The organism is Aeromonas sp. 600276 (assembly GCF_049175815.1).
GTDB lineage: Bacteria > Pseudomonadota > Gammaproteobacteria > Enterobacterales > Aeromonadaceae > Aeromonas > Aeromonas dhakensis.
The window spans coordinates 303,586-319,985 of the sequence record NZ_JAAKVU010000002.1 but is presented as its reverse complement, the minus strand read 5'-3'; the positions used below and the strand labels follow the sequence as shown (position 1 = coordinate 319,985).

The 16,400-nt window shown below is 60.9% G+C and carries 20 protein-coding genes; 2 read left to right on the top strand and 18 right to left on the bottom strand.

All coding sequences use genetic code 11. The annotated features are described in order from the left end of the window. Positions 1-160 precede the first annotated feature (160 nt). Positions 161-1,372, top strand: a complete 1,212-nt coding sequence (locus G5134_RS03555) for an RsmB/NOP family class I SAM-dependent RNA methyltransferase (RefSeq protein ID WP_019839609.1) — start codon at positions 161-163, stop codon at positions 1,370-1,372. Positions 1,373-1,438: 66 nt separating this feature from the next. Here G5134_RS03555 and G5134_RS03550 read toward each other — a convergent pair whose 3' ends face one another. Continuing rightward, on the bottom strand, positions 1,439-1,783 hold the full coding sequence (locus G5134_RS03550) for a Grx4 family monothiol glutaredoxin (protein WP_010673955.1): 345 nt from the start codon (positions 1,781-1,783) through the stop codon (positions 1,439-1,441). Positions 1,784-2,069: 286 nt separating this feature from the next. Here G5134_RS03550 and sodB point away from each other — a divergent pair, with 286 nt between their 5' ends. Further along, on the top strand, positions 2,070-2,654 hold the full coding sequence (gene sodB, locus G5134_RS03545) for a superoxide dismutase [Fe] (protein ID WP_005298860.1): 585 nt from the start codon (positions 2,070-2,072) through the stop codon (positions 2,652-2,654). Positions 2,655-2,778: 124 nt separating this feature from the next. Here sodB and G5134_RS03540 read toward each other — a convergent pair whose 3' ends face one another. The 17 genes from G5134_RS03540 to G5134_RS03460 all read right to left on the bottom strand — a co-directional run bounded on the left by G5134_RS03540 (position 2,779) and on the right by G5134_RS03460 (position 16,389). Then, on the bottom strand, positions 2,779-3,591 hold the full coding sequence (locus tag G5134_RS03540; RefSeq protein WP_005298859.1) for an MlaA family lipoprotein: 813 nt from the start codon (positions 3,589-3,591) through the stop codon (positions 2,779-2,781). Between the two features lie 79 nt (positions 3,592-3,670). Further along, on the bottom strand, positions 3,671-4,945 hold the full coding sequence (gene ccmI, locus G5134_RS03535; protein WP_065018249.1) for a c-type cytochrome biogenesis protein CcmI: 1,275 nt from the start codon (positions 4,943-4,945) through the stop codon (positions 3,671-3,673). Next, positions 4,942-5,421 carry a cytochrome c-type biogenesis protein gene (locus G5134_RS03530; RefSeq protein ID WP_005298856.1) on the bottom strand — a complete coding sequence of 160 codons (480 nt, stop codon included), beginning with the start codon at positions 5,419-5,421 and terminating at the stop codon, positions 4,942-4,944. The genes ccmI and G5134_RS03530 overlap by 4 nt, the downstream gene beginning before the upstream one ends. Before the next feature lie 11 nt (positions 5,422-5,432). Beyond that, positions 5,433-5,963 (bottom strand): DsbE family thiol:disulfide interchange protein, encoded by a 531-nt coding sequence (locus G5134_RS03525; RefSeq protein ID WP_010634605.1) that lies wholly within the window; start codon positions 5,961-5,963, stop codon positions 5,433-5,435. Beyond that, a complete protein-coding gene (locus G5134_RS03520) occupies positions 5,960-7,915 on the bottom strand; it encodes a heme lyase CcmF/NrfE family subunit (RefSeq protein WP_065018248.1) in 1,956 nt (651 codons plus the stop codon). Before G5134_RS03520 ends, G5134_RS03525 begins: the two co-directional genes overlap by 4 nt. Then, a complete protein-coding gene (gene ccmE / locus G5134_RS03515) occupies positions 7,912-8,403 on the bottom strand; it encodes a cytochrome c maturation protein CcmE (RefSeq protein ID WP_005298847.1) in 492 nt (163 codons plus the stop codon). The genes G5134_RS03520 and ccmE overlap by 4 nt, the downstream gene beginning before the upstream one ends. After that, positions 8,400-8,606 carry a heme exporter protein CcmD gene (gene ccmD / locus G5134_RS03510; RefSeq protein ID WP_005298845.1) on the bottom strand — a complete coding sequence of 69 codons (207 nt, stop codon included), beginning with the start codon at positions 8,604-8,606 and terminating at the stop codon, positions 8,400-8,402. The genes ccmE and ccmD overlap by 4 nt, the downstream gene beginning before the upstream one ends. Positions 8,607-8,608: 2 nt before the next feature. After that, complete coding sequence (locus G5134_RS03505; RefSeq protein WP_065018246.1) at positions 8,609-9,349, bottom strand: heme ABC transporter permease; 741 nt, start codon at positions 9,347-9,349, stop codon at positions 8,609-8,611. Positions 9,350-9,512: 163 nt separating this feature from the next. Continuing rightward, positions 9,513-10,181, bottom strand: a complete 669-nt coding sequence (ccmB, locus tag G5134_RS03500) for a heme exporter protein CcmB (RefSeq protein ID WP_017766603.1) — start codon at positions 10,179-10,181, stop codon at positions 9,513-9,515. A 5-nt stretch (positions 10,182-10,186) separates the two neighbouring features. Then, positions 10,187-10,822 carry a cytochrome c biogenesis heme-transporting ATPase CcmA gene (ccmA, locus tag G5134_RS03495; RefSeq protein WP_024942913.1) on the bottom strand — a complete coding sequence of 212 codons (636 nt, stop codon included), beginning with the start codon at positions 10,820-10,822 and terminating at the stop codon, positions 10,187-10,189. 163 nt (positions 10,823-10,985) lie between these two features. Then, positions 10,986-11,372 carry a DUF2802 domain-containing protein gene (locus tag G5134_RS03490; RefSeq protein ID WP_065018245.1) on the bottom strand — a complete coding sequence of 129 codons (387 nt, stop codon included), beginning with the start codon at positions 11,370-11,372 and terminating at the stop codon, positions 10,986-10,988. A gap of 18 nt (positions 11,373-11,390) precedes the next feature. Continuing rightward, positions 11,391-11,879: a chemotaxis protein CheW gene (locus G5134_RS03485; protein WP_005298836.1), complete on the bottom strand. Its 489-nt coding sequence runs from the start codon at positions 11,877-11,879 to the stop codon at positions 11,391-11,393. Positions 11,880-11,948: 69 nt separating this feature from the next. Next, a complete protein-coding gene (locus G5134_RS03480; RefSeq protein WP_024942915.1) occupies positions 11,949-12,818 on the bottom strand; it encodes a chemotaxis protein CheW in 870 nt (289 codons plus the stop codon). Further along, complete coding sequence (locus G5134_RS03475) at positions 12,815-13,609, bottom strand: ParA family protein (RefSeq protein WP_005298826.1); 795 nt, start codon at positions 13,607-13,609, stop codon at positions 12,815-12,817. Before G5134_RS03475 ends, G5134_RS03480 begins: the two co-directional genes overlap by 4 nt. Before the next feature lie 4 nt (positions 13,610-13,613). Next, positions 13,614-14,537 carry a flagellar motor protein MotB gene (locus tag G5134_RS03470; RefSeq protein WP_017785780.1) on the bottom strand — a complete coding sequence of 308 codons (924 nt, stop codon included), beginning with the start codon at positions 14,535-14,537 and terminating at the stop codon, positions 13,614-13,616. 2 nt (positions 14,538-14,539) lie between these two features. Beyond that, entirely contained in the window at positions 14,540-15,277 is a 738-nt protein-coding gene (locus tag G5134_RS03465) for a flagellar motor protein (protein ID WP_024942916.1), read from the bottom strand. A gap of 2 nt (positions 15,278-15,279) precedes the next feature. Beyond that, a complete protein-coding gene (locus G5134_RS03460; protein ID WP_017766599.1) occupies positions 15,280-16,389 on the bottom strand; it encodes a protein-glutamate methylesterase/protein-glutamine glutaminase in 1,110 nt (369 codons plus the stop codon). Positions 16,390-16,400: the final 11 nt, after the last annotated feature.

Here is a 16,400-nt window from a genome sequence, read left to right as displayed (position 1 = left end):
CGCCTGCTGGTCCGATTAGTCCAGCAGCATCCACCCTATCTTCCCCGAATGGGGAGTGTTGCACCAACCCTGTCTAGCCCCTATCATTGCGCGGATTTATCAGTTTTTGAGCCGCGTCACCATGGCGACGGTTCGTCTTTTTCTGACCAAGGTTAATCTCATGCTCAAATCCCCACTGTTGCCCCGTCTCGGGGACCTGGTCGTTGCCATTGTTGACGATGTGCTGGGCCAGGGTCTCACCCTGGATCGCGCCTATGCCCGTCACTTCTCCGGCATCGAACTCAAACCGCAAGAACAGGCAAGGATTGCCCTGGTCACCGGCGATCTGCTGCGTCGCCTCAGCCTCTACTGCGCCCTGACCGGTATTCAGGTCCGCCAGGCCGAGAAGCACGTCTGGCCGCTGCTGCACAGCTGGCATGCTTTCCACAAGATAGCTCAACCCAACCACCCGACCCTGGATCGCTTCAATGAAGAGGCGTTTCGTCGCCGCCTGACCGAAGCCAAGAAAAACCCGGTACTGATGGATGGCTGCCCGACCTGGCTGGAAAAGCTCGGCAGCGAGCAGCTGGGCGATGCCTGGCCGGCCGAGCGTGCCGCCCTGACCGCCATGCCCAAGCGTTACCTGCGGGTCAACACCCTCAAGTGCACCCGTGACGAGCTGCAGGCGGCGCTGGCCAAAGAGCAGGTCACCACTGTACCGGTGGAAGGGGTCGAGAGCGCCCTGGAAGTGACCTCGGATGCCGCCCTGTTTCGCACCAACGCCTTTGCTGACGGCTGGTTCGAGCAGCAGGATGCCGGCTCCCAGCACATCGCGGCGGCGCTGGACGTAGCCCCCGGCATGCGGGTGATCGACGCCTGTGCCGGTGCCGGCGGCAAGACCCTGCATCTGGCCGCCATGATGAAGGGCAAGGGCCGCCTGCTGGCGATGGACGTGGAAGAGTGGAAGCTCGAAAACCTCAAGCAGCGCGCCCGCCGCGCCGGTGCCCACAACGTGGAGACCCGGGTCATCACCAGCAGCAAGACCGTCAAGCGCCTCAAAGAGAGCGCGGATCGCCTGCTGCTGGACGTGCCCTGCTCCGGCCTGGGCGTGCTCAAGCGCAATCCGGATGCCAAGTGGCGCGATACCGCCGAGCGGCTGCCGGTGCTGGTCGCCCTGCAGGAAGAGATCCTGCAACGCTACAGCCAGATGGTGAAGGTGGGCGGCATGCTGGTCTACGCCACCTGCTCCATCCTGCCCGAGGAGAACCGCCAGCAGGTGGACAAATTCCTCGCCGCCAACGACAACTTCCGCCTGCTCGGTGATCATACCGTGAGCCCGGCGGCCACCGGTTTCGACGGCTTCTATCTGGCGCGCATCGAGCGCATCGCCTGATACCGTCTTGCAGCATAAGAAAAGGGGAGCCGATGGCTCCCCTTTTTGCATGATGCGATGGCGGCCTTATTCGGCGGCTGCGTCATCCTGCTTGTGTTTGGCGGCAGTTTCCTTGATCAGGGTCTGCAGTTCGCCAGCCTGGAACATCTCGATCATGATGTCGCAGCCGCCGACCAGCTCGCCCTCGACCCACAGCTGCGGGAAGGTGGGCCAGTTGGCAAACTTCGGCAACTCGGCGCGGATGTCCGGGTTTTGCAGGATGTCGACGTAAGCAAACGGCTCGCCACAGGACATCAGGGCCTGGGAGGCCTGGGCAGAGAAACCGCAGCTGGGTAGCTTGGGGGAGCCCTTCATGTACAGAATGATGGGGTTTTCAGCCAGCTGCTGTTTGATCTTTTCAATAGTTTCCATAGGTGCCTCACTAGAGCGATTTCGGCGGCCATTCTACTGCAATCCGGGCAGACCACAAACTGGCAAACCGCGGCAACAGCAAGAAGTGACGAATCAATACGCCGCAGCTTGATCCGGATCATGGCGAGAATCAAGAGTTGTTAGGCCATCTTTGATGCTGGTACAATCGATGGGCTTTGGGCCAACTGGCCCCATCACTTCAAGAACAATTCTTTTCAAAATAGAAAAGAGTACGCAATGTCTTGCAACCGTCGCCTTCGCACGGCCAGCCAATGGAGAGTAGAAAATGGCATTCGAACTTCCCGCTCTGCCCTATGCAATCAATGCTCTGGAACCGCACATCTCCCAGGAAACTCTGGAATACCACCACGGCAAGCACCACAACACCTACGTGGTCAACCTGAACAACCTGGTGCCGGGTACCGAGTTTGAAGGCAAGTCTCTGGAAGAGATCATCAAGACCTCCACTGGTGGCATCTTCAACAACGCCGCCCAGATCTGGAACCACACCTTCTACTGGCACTGCCTCTCCCCGAACGGCGGTGGCGAGCCTACTGGCGCCCTGGCCGATGCCATCACCAAGGCGTTCGGCTCCTTCGCCGAGTTCAAGGATGCGTTCACCAAGTCTGCCATCGGCAACTTCGGCTCCAGCTGGACCTGGTTGGTGAAGAAGGCTGACGGCTCCCTGGCCATCGTCAACACCTCCAACGCCGGTTGCCCGCTGACCGAAGCCGGTACCACCCCGCTGCTGACCGTCGACCTGTGGGAGCACGCCTACTACATCGACTTCCGCAACCTGCGTCCGAAGTACATGGAAACCTTCTGGGCCCTGGTCAACTGGGAATTCGTGGCCAAGAACCTGGCTGCCTGATAGCGCCACACTCTTGCCAAAACGCCCCGCTCTTGCGGGGCGTTTTTTATGGGCGCGAGGGCAGCCAGCCCAGCAAAAAGGCGCCCGCAGGCGCCTTTGACATTCGAGCCGGGATGCACAGGCATCACTGGTCGATCTCGTCCAGATAGTCATCCAGATTGCTATCGTCTTGCTTCTCCTGCTGCTCTTGCTTGAGCTCGGTCTGACGACCGGTCACCTTGTTCTGGTTGTACTGCAGATAGAAGTCCTTGGTCAGGGCGTAAGGATCGAGCGCGTTGTCAATGATCCGCTCCTGATCGATCAGCTTGGAACGGGTACCCAGACCATTCAGCGCCCAGTGCACCGCTTTCAGCGGGAAAGTCAGCAGCGAGTAGGGGAAGTAGAGTACGTCTATGGTATCCCCCACTATCTCGCGGGTGGTGGTGGGGCCATAGACGGGCACCATGACGTAGGCCCCCTCACCTATGTCCATGCGCCCGAGCACGGTAGAGAGCTCCAGCTTGTTGCGCTCAAGGCCCGCATGCTTGGCCACGTCGAAGATCCCCAGCAGACCCACAGTGGTGTTGAGGGTGAAGCGGCCCAGGTTGGTACCCGCCCCCTTCAAGTCGCCGGTCAGCAGGTGGTTGACCATGCTGCTCGGTTCGTTGAAGTTCTCCACCAGATTCTCGATGCCATCCTTCATTCCCTGCGGAACGTAGCGGGCGTAGCCGTGCACCACGGGGCGAGCCACGTAGGGCTCCAGCACATCGTAGTTGACGGCCCACATGGCCCGGTTGGCACCCTGAAACGGGTCACGGCTGTCACTGGCCGTGCTGGTCGCTTCGGGCCGGCTCGGCGTCTCCTTGAGGTCAAGGCTCTCGGGGCCCGGCTTGGGCGGGCCGCCAGCACAGCCACCCAGCAACAAGGCCACCGTCAATGCCCCTACACGCACATGCATATGGAAGTCCTAGCTTTTTATTGTGATTAATCTGAATTATAGGCAGCCCGGCCCCATCGAGGGCCGGGCCAGAGGCGTATTAGAGGGCGTGATCGATGCGGATGTCAATCGGCGCTGAAGGAATTGAGCCGGTGGCGACCGGGACCGAGGCCCCTTCGAACGCCCCTTCCTTGTTCATGACGTTGCCGCCACGGGAGAGGCGCGCCTTGAACTGCAGCTCGGGATAGGCAGACAGCTTGTTGCCCTCCATCATGGCATCGCCGTCACCCAGCGACAGCGTCACCGGGAAGTGCGGGCCTGGGATGCGCTTGACCGCGATGGGAATGGGCGGCCCGTTGGGGATCACCGCAAACACGAACAGATGGGCATCTTCCGGCAGCGCAATGCCATCGGCCAGCGTCACCTTGAGCGGGAACTCGCCGGCCTTCACCTCCAGCACCTGGGCGGAAGCGGTGCCCTGTCCGCTCGCCTCCGCCGGCACGGTCTCACTGGCCATGCCGCGTTTCTTCAACTGCTGCTCGGCATAGTCGATGGAGCGCTCCACCATGGTGTAGCGGGTCGAGCCCTTCTCCATCAGCGGCAGCATCTCGCGCCAGCGTTGCAGGGCGGTCTTGAAGTCCTCTTTTTGCAGGGCCATGAAGGCGTAGACGGAGCGCGCCTCGATATTGGCCGGATCCTGGGCGATGGCTCCTCGCAGCAGCTGATCGGCTTGCGCGTCATCCCCTGTCATCATCAGCGCCTGGGCATAGGGCACCGCCACCATCCCCTTCTGCGGTGCCAACCCGTAGGCCCGCTCCAGCGCCTCGCGGGCCATATCGGGATCATTGCCATCCAGCGACAGTCGGCCCAGCAGCAGCCAGCCGCGGTAATCGTTCGGTTCCTCTTTCAGGCGGGTACGCAGGGCCAGGGTGAAGTCCAGCAGATCCTGCTCGGTGACCTCTGCATTGCGCTCCACCAGGATGCGGTTGCTGAGCTCGCCCAACCGGCTGCTGGCGTCCTGCCAGCGGCTGACCTCCTGCCAGGCACCGAGCTTGTAGTAGAGCCCCAGGCTCACCACCAGCAGCACCAGCACACCCGGGATCCAGATCAGACTCTTGCCGCCACGGGCGGTCTGCTCCACGTCGGGGATGTCGTCCAGCAGGCTGCGCTGCAACTCGATCAGGGTGTCCTGCTCTTCCGCCAGCACCCCCTGTTCGCGCTCTTCACCGATCTCCAGCAGACGCTGACGATAGAGTTGTTTGTTGAGGGCCGAGCGGCTGATGCTCTGCCGGCCCTCTCCCCGCCACAGGGGCAACACCACTGCCAGGCTCACCAGCACCAGCAGGGCCGCGATCACTATCCAAAATGCGGTCATTGTTTCTCTTCCTCTTTGAGCAGGGCAGCCAGACGACGCTGCTCCTCCGCGCTCAGGGCGCTATCCGCCGGCGTAGCTGCCGCGGGACGACGGCGACTGCGCACCACCACCAGGACTATGCCCACCACGATCACCAGCAGCGGCCCCAGCCAGAGGATCAGGGTGGAGGCCATCAGCGGCGGGTTGTACAGGATGAAGTTGCCGTAGCGGGCCACCATGTAGTCCACCACCTCCTGCTTCTCCTTGCCCTCGCGCACCATCTGGTAGGTCTTGTCACGCAGGTCCTTGGCCAGGCCCGCATTGGAGTCGGCGATGTCCTGGTTCTGGCACTTGGGGCAGCGCAGCTCCTTGGTCAGTTCACGAAAGGTCTGCTCCTGGGCGTCGTTGTCGAAGGTGTAGACATCGATGGCGGCCAGCGCCTGACCCGCCCCGCCCAGTCCCGCCAGCAGCAGCAGGGATGCAATCAAGATTCTCATCGGGTTCTCCCTCACTTCATGGCGTCATAGATGGGTTTGAGGGTCGATGCCCACACCTCGGGGTTGACGTCACCCACGTGGCGATAGCGGATGATGCCCTGACTGTCGATGAAGAAGGTCTCCGGCGCGCCGTAAACCCCCAGATCCAGCCCCAGCATGCCGTCGGGATCATACAGATTGATCTGATAGGGATTGCCGAGCTCCGCCAGCCAGTTGATGGCCTTGGCCCGCTCATCCTTGTAGTTCATGCCGACGATGTAGATCCCCTGCCCCGCCAGCTCCTTGAGGTAGGTGTGCTCCCCGTAGCAGGTCGGGCACCAGGTGGCCCAGACGTTGAGCAGCATGGGGCGTCCCTTGAGGATGCTCCTGTCATGCTGCTTATTGAGGTCATAGATATCCTGCAGGGTGAACACGGGCACCTCCTTGCCCACCATCACGGATTCGAGCTTGGTGGGATCGGAGTAGAGCCCCTTGAACAGAAACACGGCCCCCAGCAGAAAGACGATGAAGGGGATCAGAAACAACCAGGTCTTCTTGCTCATGCCTTGGCCTCCTCTTCACGACGACCGAAACGGTAGCGCTTGTCCAGCATCGCCAGCACGCCGCCAATGGCCATGAAGACGCCGCCGAACCAGATCCAGCGCACGAAGGGTTTGTAGTAGATCCGCACCGCCCAGGCGCCGTTGTCGAGCTGCTCACCAAGGGCCGCATAGAGATCCCGGGTAAAGCCGGCATCGATGGCCGCCTCGGTCATCGGCATCCGGGTCACCTTGTACATGCGCTTCTCCGGCTTGAGCAGAGCCACCTGCTTGCCATCCTTGTGCACTTCCAGCACGCCCTTGAAACCGTCGTAGTTGGGGCCGTTCTTCTCCTTGATGCCGGTGAAGACGAACTCATAATCCGCAAAATGAACCCGATCGCCGGCCTGCATGCGCAAGTCCTTCTCGATGCTGTAGTTCTGGGTGCAGGCGATGCCGATGATGCTCACCGCGAGACCCACGTGGCCCAGGATCATGGCCCAGTGGCTGTTGCCAAGGCGCCGTACACCGACGGCAAAGCTGTGTTTGTGGGTGGCGCGCGCCCAGGTTTCCTGCACGCTGGTCACGATGATCCAGGCGCCAAGCCCGATACCGAGCGCAGCCCAGGGCTTGAACTCCTCGGCCAGCAGCAGCGGCAGCAGGATGGCGGCGGCCAGGCTCAGCAGGAGCGCCAGGACTACCTTGCCCTTGAGCTCGCCCAGCTCCTGACGGCGCCAGCGAAACAGCGGGCCGACCCCCAGCAACAGGGCGAACGGGATGATCAGCCAGCTGTAGATGTGGTTGAAGAAGGGAGTACCGATAGAGATGCTGCCCAGCCCCAGCTCCTTGTGCACCAGCGGCAGCAGGGTGCCGAGCAGCACGGTCAGCAGGCCCGCCACCAGCATGATGTTGTTGCCAAGCAGCAGGGTCTCGCGGCTCCACAGCTCGTGCTTGCCATGGCTTCTCACCTGGGAGCCCTTGAAGGCGAACAGCAGCAAGGATGAACCAATTACCGCCAGCAAGAAGCCCAGAATGAACAGCCCGCGGGTCGGGTCGGAGGCAAACGCATGCACCGACACCAACACGCCGGAGCGCACCAGGAAGGTACCCAGCAGGCTCAGGGAGAAGGCCGAGAGCGCCAGCAGCACGGTCCAGGCCTTGAAGGTGGCGCGCTTTTCACTGACTGCCAGCGAGTGCAGCAGGGCGGTGCCGGCCAGCCAGGGCATGAAGGAGGCGTTTTCCACCGGATCCCAGAACCACCAGCCGCCCCAGCCGAGCTCGTAATAGGCCCACCAGGAGCCCAGCACGATACCCAGCGTCAGGAAGACCCAGGCGGCCATGGTCCAGGGGCGGGACCAGCGCGCCCAGGTGGCATCGAGCCGGCCGGTCATCAGGGACGCGATGGCGAAAGCAAACGCCACCGAGAAGCCCACATAACCCATGTAGAGCATGGGCGGGTGGAAGATGAGACCCGGGTCCTGCAGCAGCGGGTTGAGATCGCGCCCATCCACCGGGAAGTAGGGCAAGGTGCGGGTGAAGGGGTCGGAGGTAAACAGCACGAAGGCGGTGAAACCGACCGAGATGAGGCCGAGCACGCCGAGCACCCGCGCCACCGCGTCGAGCGGCAGGCGGCGGCTGAACATGGCGACCGCCGCCGTCCAGCCCCCCAGCGTCAGCACCCACAGCAGCAGGGAGCCCTCATGAGCCCCCCATACCGCCGAGATGCGATATTGCAGCGGCAGCAAGCTGTTGGAGTTGGTAGCCACGTACTGCACAGTGAAATCGTTGTCGATGAAGGCCCAGGTCAGGCAGAGGAACGACAGCAACAGCAGCAGGAACTGGGCATAGGCGAGCGGACGGGCCGCCGACATCATGCCAAGGCGCCCCCATTTGGCCCCGAGCAGCGGGTAGCTGCCCAGCAGCAGGGCGGTGGCAAATGCCAGGATCAGCGAGAACTGTCCTAATTCCGGGATCATTGCTTGCTCCCCTTCAACTGCGCGTCGGTATATTCCGGCTTGAAGTGCATGCCGTTGGTGGCATCGGCCACTTCCGGCGGCATGTAGTTCTCATCGTGCTTGGCCAGCACCTCGAAGGCGGCGACCGTGGTGGCATCCTTGAGGGTGCCCTGGGCGACGATGCCCTGCCCCTCGCGGAACAGATCCGGCAGGATGCCGTCAAACTCGACGGTCACCAGATGCCCGCCATTGTCCACCAGCTTGAAGGCCACCTTGAGACTCTGGGGATCCCGCTGCACCGAGCCCGGCACCACCAGACCTCCGATGCGCAGGCGCTGCCCCTCTTCCGGCTTGATCTTGTCCGGCCCCTTGCCCTCCACCAGCTCGCTCGGGGTATAGAAGAGATCGATGTTCTGGCTGAGGGCATAGAGCACCAGGCCGATCACGGCTGCAAGGCCGGCACTGATCGCCAGGATGATGGTGAGGCGTTTTTTGCGTCTCGGGTTCATAGGGTGTTCTCCATCTGCTGGGCCGCCTTGCGACGAGCCTCGCGCGCCTGCTTGCTGCGCAATTCGCCGAGCAGGCTGCGGGTTTTCATTCGGGTGGAAATGACGATGCCGACCAGGCAGAGCAGGGTCAGACCGAAGGAGAGCCAGACGTAGAAGGCGTAACCGCCCATCGCCAGAAAGTCACTGAATGAGGCAAAGTGCATGCTTACTTCTCCTGCTCGGCTATCTCTTTGACCCAGGGGCGGTGCCACTCCCGCATCAAGAGCTCGTTTCGAAAACGCATCAGGGAGAGGGCCCCGAGGAAGGCGGCAAAGGCCAGGATCATGATGAGCAGCGGCCACAGCATCTCGGGGGAGATGGAGGGCTTGTCAAACTTGGTGATGGTGGCGCCCTGATGCAAGGTGTTCCACCACTCCACCGAGTAGTGAATGATGGGCAGGTTGATCACCCCCACCAGCGCCAGGATACCGGCGGCCCGGCCGGCCAGCACCTTGTCGCTGAAGGCGTTGTAGAGGGCGATGACCCCCAGGTAGAGGAACAGCAGGATCAGCTCAGAGGTGAGCCGCGCATCCCACACCCACCAGGTGCCCCACATGGGTTTGCCCCAGGCGGCACCGGTAAACAGCGCGATGAAGGTAAACACGGCACCGACCGGCGCGATGGCGGCCACCGTCATGTCGGCCATCCGCAGCTGCCACACCAGACCGATGAAGGCCGCGACCGCCATGGTGGAGTAGGCCCCCATGGAGAGAATGGCGGCGGGAACATGGATGTAGATGATCCGGAAGGAGTCACCCTGCTGGTAATCGGCAGGGGCGAACGCCAACCCCCAAAGGGTGCCGATGATGAATGCCAGCAGGCTGGTCACGGCAAACCAGGGCAACAAGGCCCCTGCCAGCTGGTAAGCGCGCTCGGGTTTAGCGTAAGGGTGCAACCATTTCCACATAGCTCACAAAACCTTTCTGTTATTAATATCGTGGCGAGGCCTACCTTACCCACTGCCGGAAAACATCACATCCCCCGAAAGCAATAAGCAGCCATCCTCTTGATCTATCTCAATTATATTTTTTATAACGGCCCTTCCATGGCCACTTTTTCAGACGCTTTCATCAATTCACGCTGACCCGCAGCGCCGCCGAGACCGCCAACGGGGTCAGGGTGAGCGCACCGGCCAGCATGGCCCCCAGAATCGCCAGCTGCCCCGAATAGGGCAGTCCCATCCCCGCCGCATCGATGGCGGAGGTGGCAAAAATCAGTACCGGAATATAGAGCGGCAGGATCAGCAGGCTGAGCAACACTCCCCCTTTGCGCAGACCCACGGTGAGGGCCACCCCGATCGCCCCGAGCAGGCTCAGCACGGGTGTGCCCAGCGCCAGGGTGGCGACCACCGCCAGATAGGTGTTCATGTCCAGCGACAGCAGGATGGCGAGCAGCGGGGAGATGAGCAACAGCGGCAGGCCGGTCAGCAACCAGTGAGCGATCACTTTGGCCAGCGCCAGCAAGCCCAGCGGATGGGGCATCAACATCATCTGCTCCAGCGCGCCATCGCCGAAGTCGTCGCGAAACAGCCGCTCCAGGGAGAGCATGGCCGCCAGCAGGGCCGCCACCCAGATGATGCCGGGGGCAATGCGGGCCAGCAGCTTGGGCTCGGGGCCGATCCCCAGCGGAAACAGGGTGATGACGATGAGAAAGAACCAGAGCGGGTTGAGGATGTCGGAGCGCTGGCGCAGGGCCATCAGCAGCTCACGGTGGATCAGGTGCATTACGGCGCGCAACATCAGAACTACTCCTGCAGCAAGGGCGTGAGAGAGAGGGTCTTCAGCCGTCCCTGCATCAGGGTCATGTCCTGATGGGTGGTGAGGATCACCATGCCCCCCCGCTCGGCATGGGTCAGGAACAGCCGCTCCAGCACCTTCACCCCCTGCTTGTCGATGGCGGTGAACGGCTCGTCCAGGATCCAGAGCGCCGGCTGGTCACTCAGCCACAGACGAGCCAGCGCGACGCGGCGCTGCTGACCGGCGGAGAGCTGACCGGTGGGGTTGTCTTCAAAGCCGGCCAGACCAACCTGGGCCAGCACCCGCCACAGATCCACGCTGGTATCGGCCGCATGGTGCAGTTTCTGGTAGAAGGCGAGGTTTTCGAGCGGTGTCAGGGCAGCCTTGACGCCTGGCTGATGACCGAGATAGAGCAAATTGGCGTGATATTCGTCGCGGCAATGGCGAATATTCTCGCCATTCCAGCACACTTCACCGGCAAAAGGCTGAGACAGGCCGCTCAGCAGGCGCAGCAGGCTGGTCTTGCCCACGCCGTTGGGACCTTCAATTTGCACCAGATCACCGGGAGCCACCGCAAAGGAGAGATGTTCAAACAGAGTGCGATCTTCACGCACGCAGCTCAGGTTGTGAATTTGAAGCAGCATGAGGATGTAATCAGTGAAAAGAAGCGGCCTGCATATTAACACAGTATCGGGAAGCGTCTTTTCAAAGATGCCAATTATCAGCAGGATTTGTGGGGGAGATCCCGCCTTGGAGAGCCGCAAAGCGGGGCGGGAAAATCAGGAAGGCAGACGCCTTCCCGATCGATCATGAGCGGCCTTTTCGCAATGAAATCAACAATTCAGCCTCGGCCTTTGGCAATTCACACTCGTTCATGACCTCATCGAGGTCGGCACCGAGCTCCACCATCTTGGCGGCCCGGCTGTACAGGCGGCGTTCCGGATCCTGCAGGGTCAGCTCCTGCTGGCGGTCATTGACCTGCTGCATGGCCCCCTCGACGGATTGCAGACGCTGGCCCATGCCGATGGCTCCGGTATGCAGCTCCATCATCTGCTTGCGCAGACTCTCGAGCTGACCCTGCAGCAGCTCCACCCTGGCCTCGGACTCTCGCTGGCCACGTCGGCTGCCTAACACCCCGTACAGGGCCAGCCCCAACGCCAGCAAGGACACCCCCAAGGCGGCAATTTCAATCATCAACACATCATCTTCCTATCAGAGGGAACCGATATCTTCCCACTCTTCATCGGAGAGCAGCTTGTTCAGATCGACCAGGATCAGCAGTTGGCCATCGCGATTGCTGACCCCCTGAATGAACTTGGCGCTCTCTTCGGTACCCACGGCCGGGGCCGCATCGATCTCGGACGAACGCAGATAGACCACCTCGGCCACGCTGTCGACCATGATGCCGATCACCTGCTTCTCCGCCTCGATGATGACGATGCGCGAGTTTTCACTCACATCGCCAGAAGGCAGACCGAAGCGGGAACGGGTGTCGATGACGGTCACCACGTTGCCGCGCAGGTTGATGATGCCCAGCACGTATTCGGGGGCACCCGGCACAGGGGCGATCTCGGTGTAGCGCAGCACCTCCTGCACCTGCATCACGTTGATACCGTAGGTTTCATTTTCCAGCTGGAAGGTGACCCATTGCAGCACTTCGTCTTCGGCCAGATTCTGTGCAATATTGCGCTTTTCTGTCATGTTTTTATTCCTTTTATGAAAACGTCTACTGGTAAAACTAGCAATAAAACAGCCCGAGTGCAGAAGTTATCAGCGACCTTCTATGTTGACCCCGCGCTCCAGCAACAGGAGCAATTCCTTCACGTGCAGCAGGGCACACATCTTCTCCTTGACCATGCCCGCCAGCCAGGGACGTTTGCCCTCCTGATGGCGCCATTTGACCTGATCACGGTGCAATAACTCGGTTCCCTTCAGATGATGGCAGGCCAGTCCCCAGGGGGATTCACCCAACATGATCAGATACTTGTAGTCATCTATTTCCAGATGCTGGCCCGGCATGACCCACTGCGCCGTGTCCACCACGTTCATCTTCTGCTCGCGGGACGTCATGATCCCCTTGTACCAGCTGGGCTGGCCAAAGAGGGATGACACCTCCCCCAGTTGATGAATACCGCCAAGCTCGGTCAACGGCACGGCAAAAGTGACGCCGGCCACTTCAAAGAACAGGGCCTGAAATTCCTTGCCGGTATCGATGTTTTCCCAGGTGGAGGGGGCAACCTCCTCCTGTGGCGCCAGCGCCACCTCGGTCTCCGTCACCACCAGAGTCGCGGGATCCGCCGCCACCGGCTCAGGCATCTCCTCGGGCCAGACCGGCTCAACCGGCAGCAGGGCATCTTCGGCCTCGATCTGCAGCGGTTCAGTGACCACCTCTTCATGGCTCAGGGCGTCGATTTCATATTGTACCTGACCGACCTGGGCCAGCAGTTCACTCAACTGTTCCAGCCGCTGATCCGCCTCCAGATAGGGCTGCGCCACTTTCTCGGCAACCGGCTGGGGCTTGCGTTGCAGCTGGATGACGGGCGCGGAGTCAGACTCGTCGGCATCAAGCAGCAGGGCATCCTCCAGCAGCAGGGAGTGGAAGTAGTCATCCATGGCCCGGACTTGGGTGGTATCTCTCATGATGTCACCTCATGAGCACGCTGGCGCTCTTGCGCATCAAGATAGTTGAGCAGCGTCTCATAGGCGTAGGTGCCGCGGCTGCTCGGCGAATAGATGGAGGGGGGAATGTGAAGCAAACTGGCATCCCGAAACTTGGTATCTATGGGTATGACGGCATTCCAGACCGCGCTCCCGTGCTGCTCCTTGATGGACTGCAGGGTCATCAGCGAGGCGCGGGTTCGCTTATCAAACATGGTGGGAATGACGGTATAGCGGAACTTCTCCCGCTTGGAGCGCTGCATGATCTCGAAAGTCTTCATCATCCGCTCCAACCCCTTGAGCGCCAGGAACTCGGTCTGCACCGGCACCAGGATCCGGTCACAGGCCGCCAGCGCATTCACCATCATGACCCCCAGCACGGGCGGGCAGTCGATCAGCACATAGTCGTATTGATCCTGGATGCGCAGCAGTGCCCGCTTGAGCACCAGCCCCATCCCTTCCCGATTGCCCATCACCCGATCCAGTGTGGCCAGGGTAATGGAAGCGGGCAGCAGGTGGATGTTTTCAAACTTGGTACGCAGCGTCAGTTTATTGACGAGCTCCGCCGTGGGCTTGACCGCCTGGAACAGCTCATAGAGGGTGCCATCCAGCCGATCGGAGTCAAAGTCGAGATATGAGGTCAGGGAAGCATGAGGGTCGGTGTCGATCAACAGCACCCGCTGACCACGCTGAGCCAGAATACCGGCCAACGAGACCACCGTGGTGGTTTTACCGACCCCACCTTTTTGGTTGGCAACCGTCCAAACAATCACTGTATCAATCCTGCCTCGTTGTTATGCGTATGCCACCACCTGGCAGCGAGATCACCTTGACCTCTCCTGCCTCGACTGCCTGCTGAACTGCCGGGACCGGCTCCTCCGTCACTGGCTGAACGGGAGGAGCCGGGTTCGGAGGTGGTACCCAGGCGAACTTGGAGATAGCAACCACCACCTTGCGATTCTGTAAACGCCCCTGCTCGGTACTGTTGTCCGAGAAGGGAGAGAACTCCCCGTACGCCTCGTAGGCAAGTCGCTGCGGGGCTATCCCCTTGGCGATCAGGGCAGTGAGTACGGCCTCCGCCCTTGCTGCCGACAACGTCCAGTTGGAGCGAAAAATTTCATTATTTATCTGCTGGTTATCCGTGTAACCCCGCACTCTCACATAGTTATCGACCGGTTTCAGGATACTTGAAAGAGTATTGAGCACCGGATCTGCATTGGAGCTCATAAACGCGCTGCCACTGCCAAACAGCAGGCCGGAACTCAGTTCCACCGTCAGCCAGTTGTCATCCTGTGTCAACTTGACGACCCCGGCATCCACCAGAGACCCCATGTTCTCCTGCAGTTGCGAATCTATCTTCGCAAGAGTCATACCATCTTGCAGAATGGGAACACCAGAAATAGGAGCCTGCGAGGGTGAACGGGCCTTGGCACTCTCCAGCACAGAGGTTGCGGCGGACACTTCATTGTTCAGCAACGACTTTCCCTGCCCCTCCAGCAAGCCATCGCTGCGGGGCTGCATCACATTGAATGCCTGGGTCATGCCGTCGATGACGGCGCGATACTTGTCCTTGTTGACCAGTGCCACCGAGTAGAGCACCACGAACAGGGCGAAGATCAGCGTCATGTAGTCGGCGTAGGAAACCAGCCAGCGGTCGAGGTGTTCCCGACCTTGCAGATGCAAACGATAGCGCTTGCGCATGGCTACTCTCCCTTCAGATAAGCCTTCAACCGCCGTTCAACCTGGGGGCCATTCTCGCCATGGGCGATGGCCATCAGGCCTTCCAGCGTCATCTCCTGAAACAGGGCGTAATGATAGTGAAAAGCACGCAGGCGATTGGCGATCGGCAAGTAGAGCAGGTTGGCAAAGCCGACCCCGTAAATGGTGGCAACGAAGGCGACGGCAATGCCGGCACCGAGAGCGGCGGGCTCCTCCAGATGAAACATCGCCTGGATCAGCCCGATGACGGCACCTATGATGCCGATGGTCGGACTGTATCCTCCCATGGCCTCGAAGACCCTGGCAGAGTGCTCGTTGCGCTCCTGCTCGATATCGATATCCGCTTCCAGCAACATGCGAATGTCGTCTACCGAAACCCCGTCCACTATCATGGTGAGGCCATGACGGGTAAATTCGTCACTCTCCTGCTCGGCCTGATTCTCCAGCGCCAGCAACCCTTGCTGGCGTGCAAAGATAGCCCAGGATTGCAATCTCTCGGCCTGAGCGACCAGATCCCAGTCCGGCGGCACCACCATCCAGCGGGTCTGCCTGATCGCTTCCAGCAGGAACTTGCGCGGCGTCTGCAAAATGACCGCCCCCCAGGTTCCCCCCACCACGATGACAAACGCGGGTCCATCGAGCAGGGTCAACAGGTTGCCGCCATGCCACAATTGGGCAATGGCAATGGCTCCCAGTGCCAGGATCAGGCCAAACATGCCCATCGTTAACGGCCCAGCTCAACCAGGATACGTTGTGCGACCCGATCCAGCGGCAGCGATTCAGTGGCAATACCAGCTTTGGCAACCGCCTGCGGCATGCCATAAACCACGCAGGACGCTTCATCCTGGGCCCAGATAGTGGAGCCCTGCTCCTTGAGCAGACGCGCACCATCCCGACCGTCCGCCCCCATCCCGGTCAACACGATGGCAAGCACCTTGTCGGCATAGGTCTTGGCGGCAGAGGCGAAGGTAATGTCGACGCACGGCTTGTAGTTGACCTTGTCATTGCCATCGACGATGCGGATACGGGCACCGGCACCACGGCCCTCCAGCAGCATCTGTTTGCCACCGGGGGCCAGGTAAGCGTGACCGGGCTTGAGCACATCGCCGTCTTCCGCTTCCTTGACACCTATCTGGCACAGGCCATTGAGGCGTGCGGCAAAGGCCGCGGTGAAGGTTGCCGGCATGTGCTGGATAAGCAGGATCGGATGCGGGAAATCGCCGGGCAGCTTGGTCAGCACATTCTGCAGGGCGACCGGGCCGCCGGTAGAAGTACCAATGGCCACCAGCTGATAACTCTTGCCGCTACGCTTGAATGCGGCCACCGGAGCAGCACGCTGCGGCTCGGCCTGACGCTCTGCCGGACGTGGCGCATTCAGAGGTGTCCTGGCCACAGGCTCGGGCGCCTTCGGGCGTGCCGGTGCAGACATCAGGAAGCGCTTGCGTGAAATCTCCTTGACCCGCTGCTGCAGCAGACGGACGGCTTCATCCTTGTCACGGGCAATGTCTTCGAATTTCTTGGGCAGAAAGTCGAGCGCCCCTGCATCGAGCGCATCGAGCGTGGCTTTGGCCCCTTCGTGGGTCAAAGAAGAGAACATCAGGATCGGCGTGGGGCACTTGGCCATGATCTCACGCACGGCGCTGATGCCATCCATCACTGGCATCTCTATGTCCATGGTGATCACGTCAGGACGCAACTGCTGTGCCTTTTCTACCGCTTCCCGCCCATTTTGGGCCGTGTCGATGACCGTCAGCATGGGATCCTGAGTGATGATCTCGCTGACCCGACGACGGAAGAAGCTTGAATCGTCGACAACTAATACCTTGATTGCCATTGTTATTCTTC

Bases quoted from the DNA above. Each gene is read 5' to 3' on its own strand.
- G5134_RS03460 (WP_017766599.1), bottom strand. From the start codon at position 16,389: ATGGCAATCAAGGTATTAGTTGTCGACGATTCAAGCTTCTTCCGTCGT.
- G5134_RS03485 (WP_005298836.1), bottom strand. From the start codon at position 11,879: ATGACAGAAAAGCGCAATATTGCACAGAATCTGGCCGAAGACGAAGTG.
- G5134_RS03490 (WP_065018245.1), bottom strand. From the start codon at position 11,372: ATGATTGAAATTGCCGCCTTGGGGGTGTCCTTGCTGGCGTTGGGGCTG.
- ccmI (WP_065018249.1), bottom strand. From the start codon at position 4,945: ATGACCGCATTTTGGATAGTGATCGCGGCCCTGCTGGTGCTGGTGAGC.
- sodB (WP_005298860.1), top strand. From the start codon at position 2,070: ATGGCATTCGAACTTCCCGCTCTGCCCTATGCAATCAATGCTCTGGAA.
- ccmB (WP_017766603.1), bottom strand. From the start codon at position 10,181: ATGTTGCGCGCCGTAATGCACCTGATCCACCGTGAGCTGCTGATGGCC.
- G5134_RS03480 (WP_024942915.1), bottom strand. From the start codon at position 12,818: ATGAGAGATACCACCCAAGTCCGGGCCATGGATGACTACTTCCACTCC.
- ccmD (WP_005298845.1), bottom strand. From the start codon at position 8,606: ATGCACTTTGCCTCATTCAGTGACTTTCTGGCGATGGGCGGTTACGCC.
- G5134_RS03525 (WP_010634605.1), bottom strand. From the start codon at position 5,963: ATGAGCAAGAAGACCTGGTTGTTTCTGATCCCCTTCATCGTCTTTCTG.
- ccmE (WP_005298847.1), bottom strand. From the start codon at position 8,403: ATGAACCCGAGACGCAAAAAACGCCTCACCATCATCCTGGCGATCAGT.
- G5134_RS03530 (WP_005298856.1), bottom strand. From the start codon at position 5,421: ATGAGAATCTTGATTGCATCCCTGCTGCTGCTGGCGGGACTGGGCGGG.
- G5134_RS03520 (WP_065018248.1), bottom strand. From the start codon at position 7,915: ATGATCCCGGAATTAGGACAGTTCTCGCTGATCCTGGCATTTGCCACC.
- G5134_RS03470 (WP_017785780.1), bottom strand. From the start codon at position 14,537: ATGCGCAAGCGCTATCGTTTGCATCTGCAAGGTCGGGAACACCTCGAC.
- G5134_RS03505 (WP_065018246.1), bottom strand. From the start codon at position 9,349: ATGTGGAAATGGTTGCACCCTTACGCTAAACCCGAGCGCGCTTACCAG.
- G5134_RS03550 (WP_010673955.1), bottom strand. From the start codon at position 1,783: ATGGAAACTATTGAAAAGATCAAACAGCAGCTGGCTGAAAACCCCATC.
- G5134_RS03540 (WP_005298859.1), bottom strand. From the start codon at position 3,591: ATGCATGTGCGTGTAGGGGCATTGACGGTGGCCTTGTTGCTGGGTGGC.
- G5134_RS03555 (WP_019839609.1), top strand. From the start codon at position 161: ATGCTCAAATCCCCACTGTTGCCCCGTCTCGGGGACCTGGTCGTTGCC.
- G5134_RS03465 (WP_024942916.1), bottom strand. From the start codon at position 15,277: ATGGGCATGTTTGGCCTGATCCTGGCACTGGGAGCCATTGCCATTGCC.
- ccmA (WP_024942913.1), bottom strand. From the start codon at position 10,822: ATGCTGCTTCAAATTCACAACCTGAGCTGCGTGCGTGAAGATCGCACT.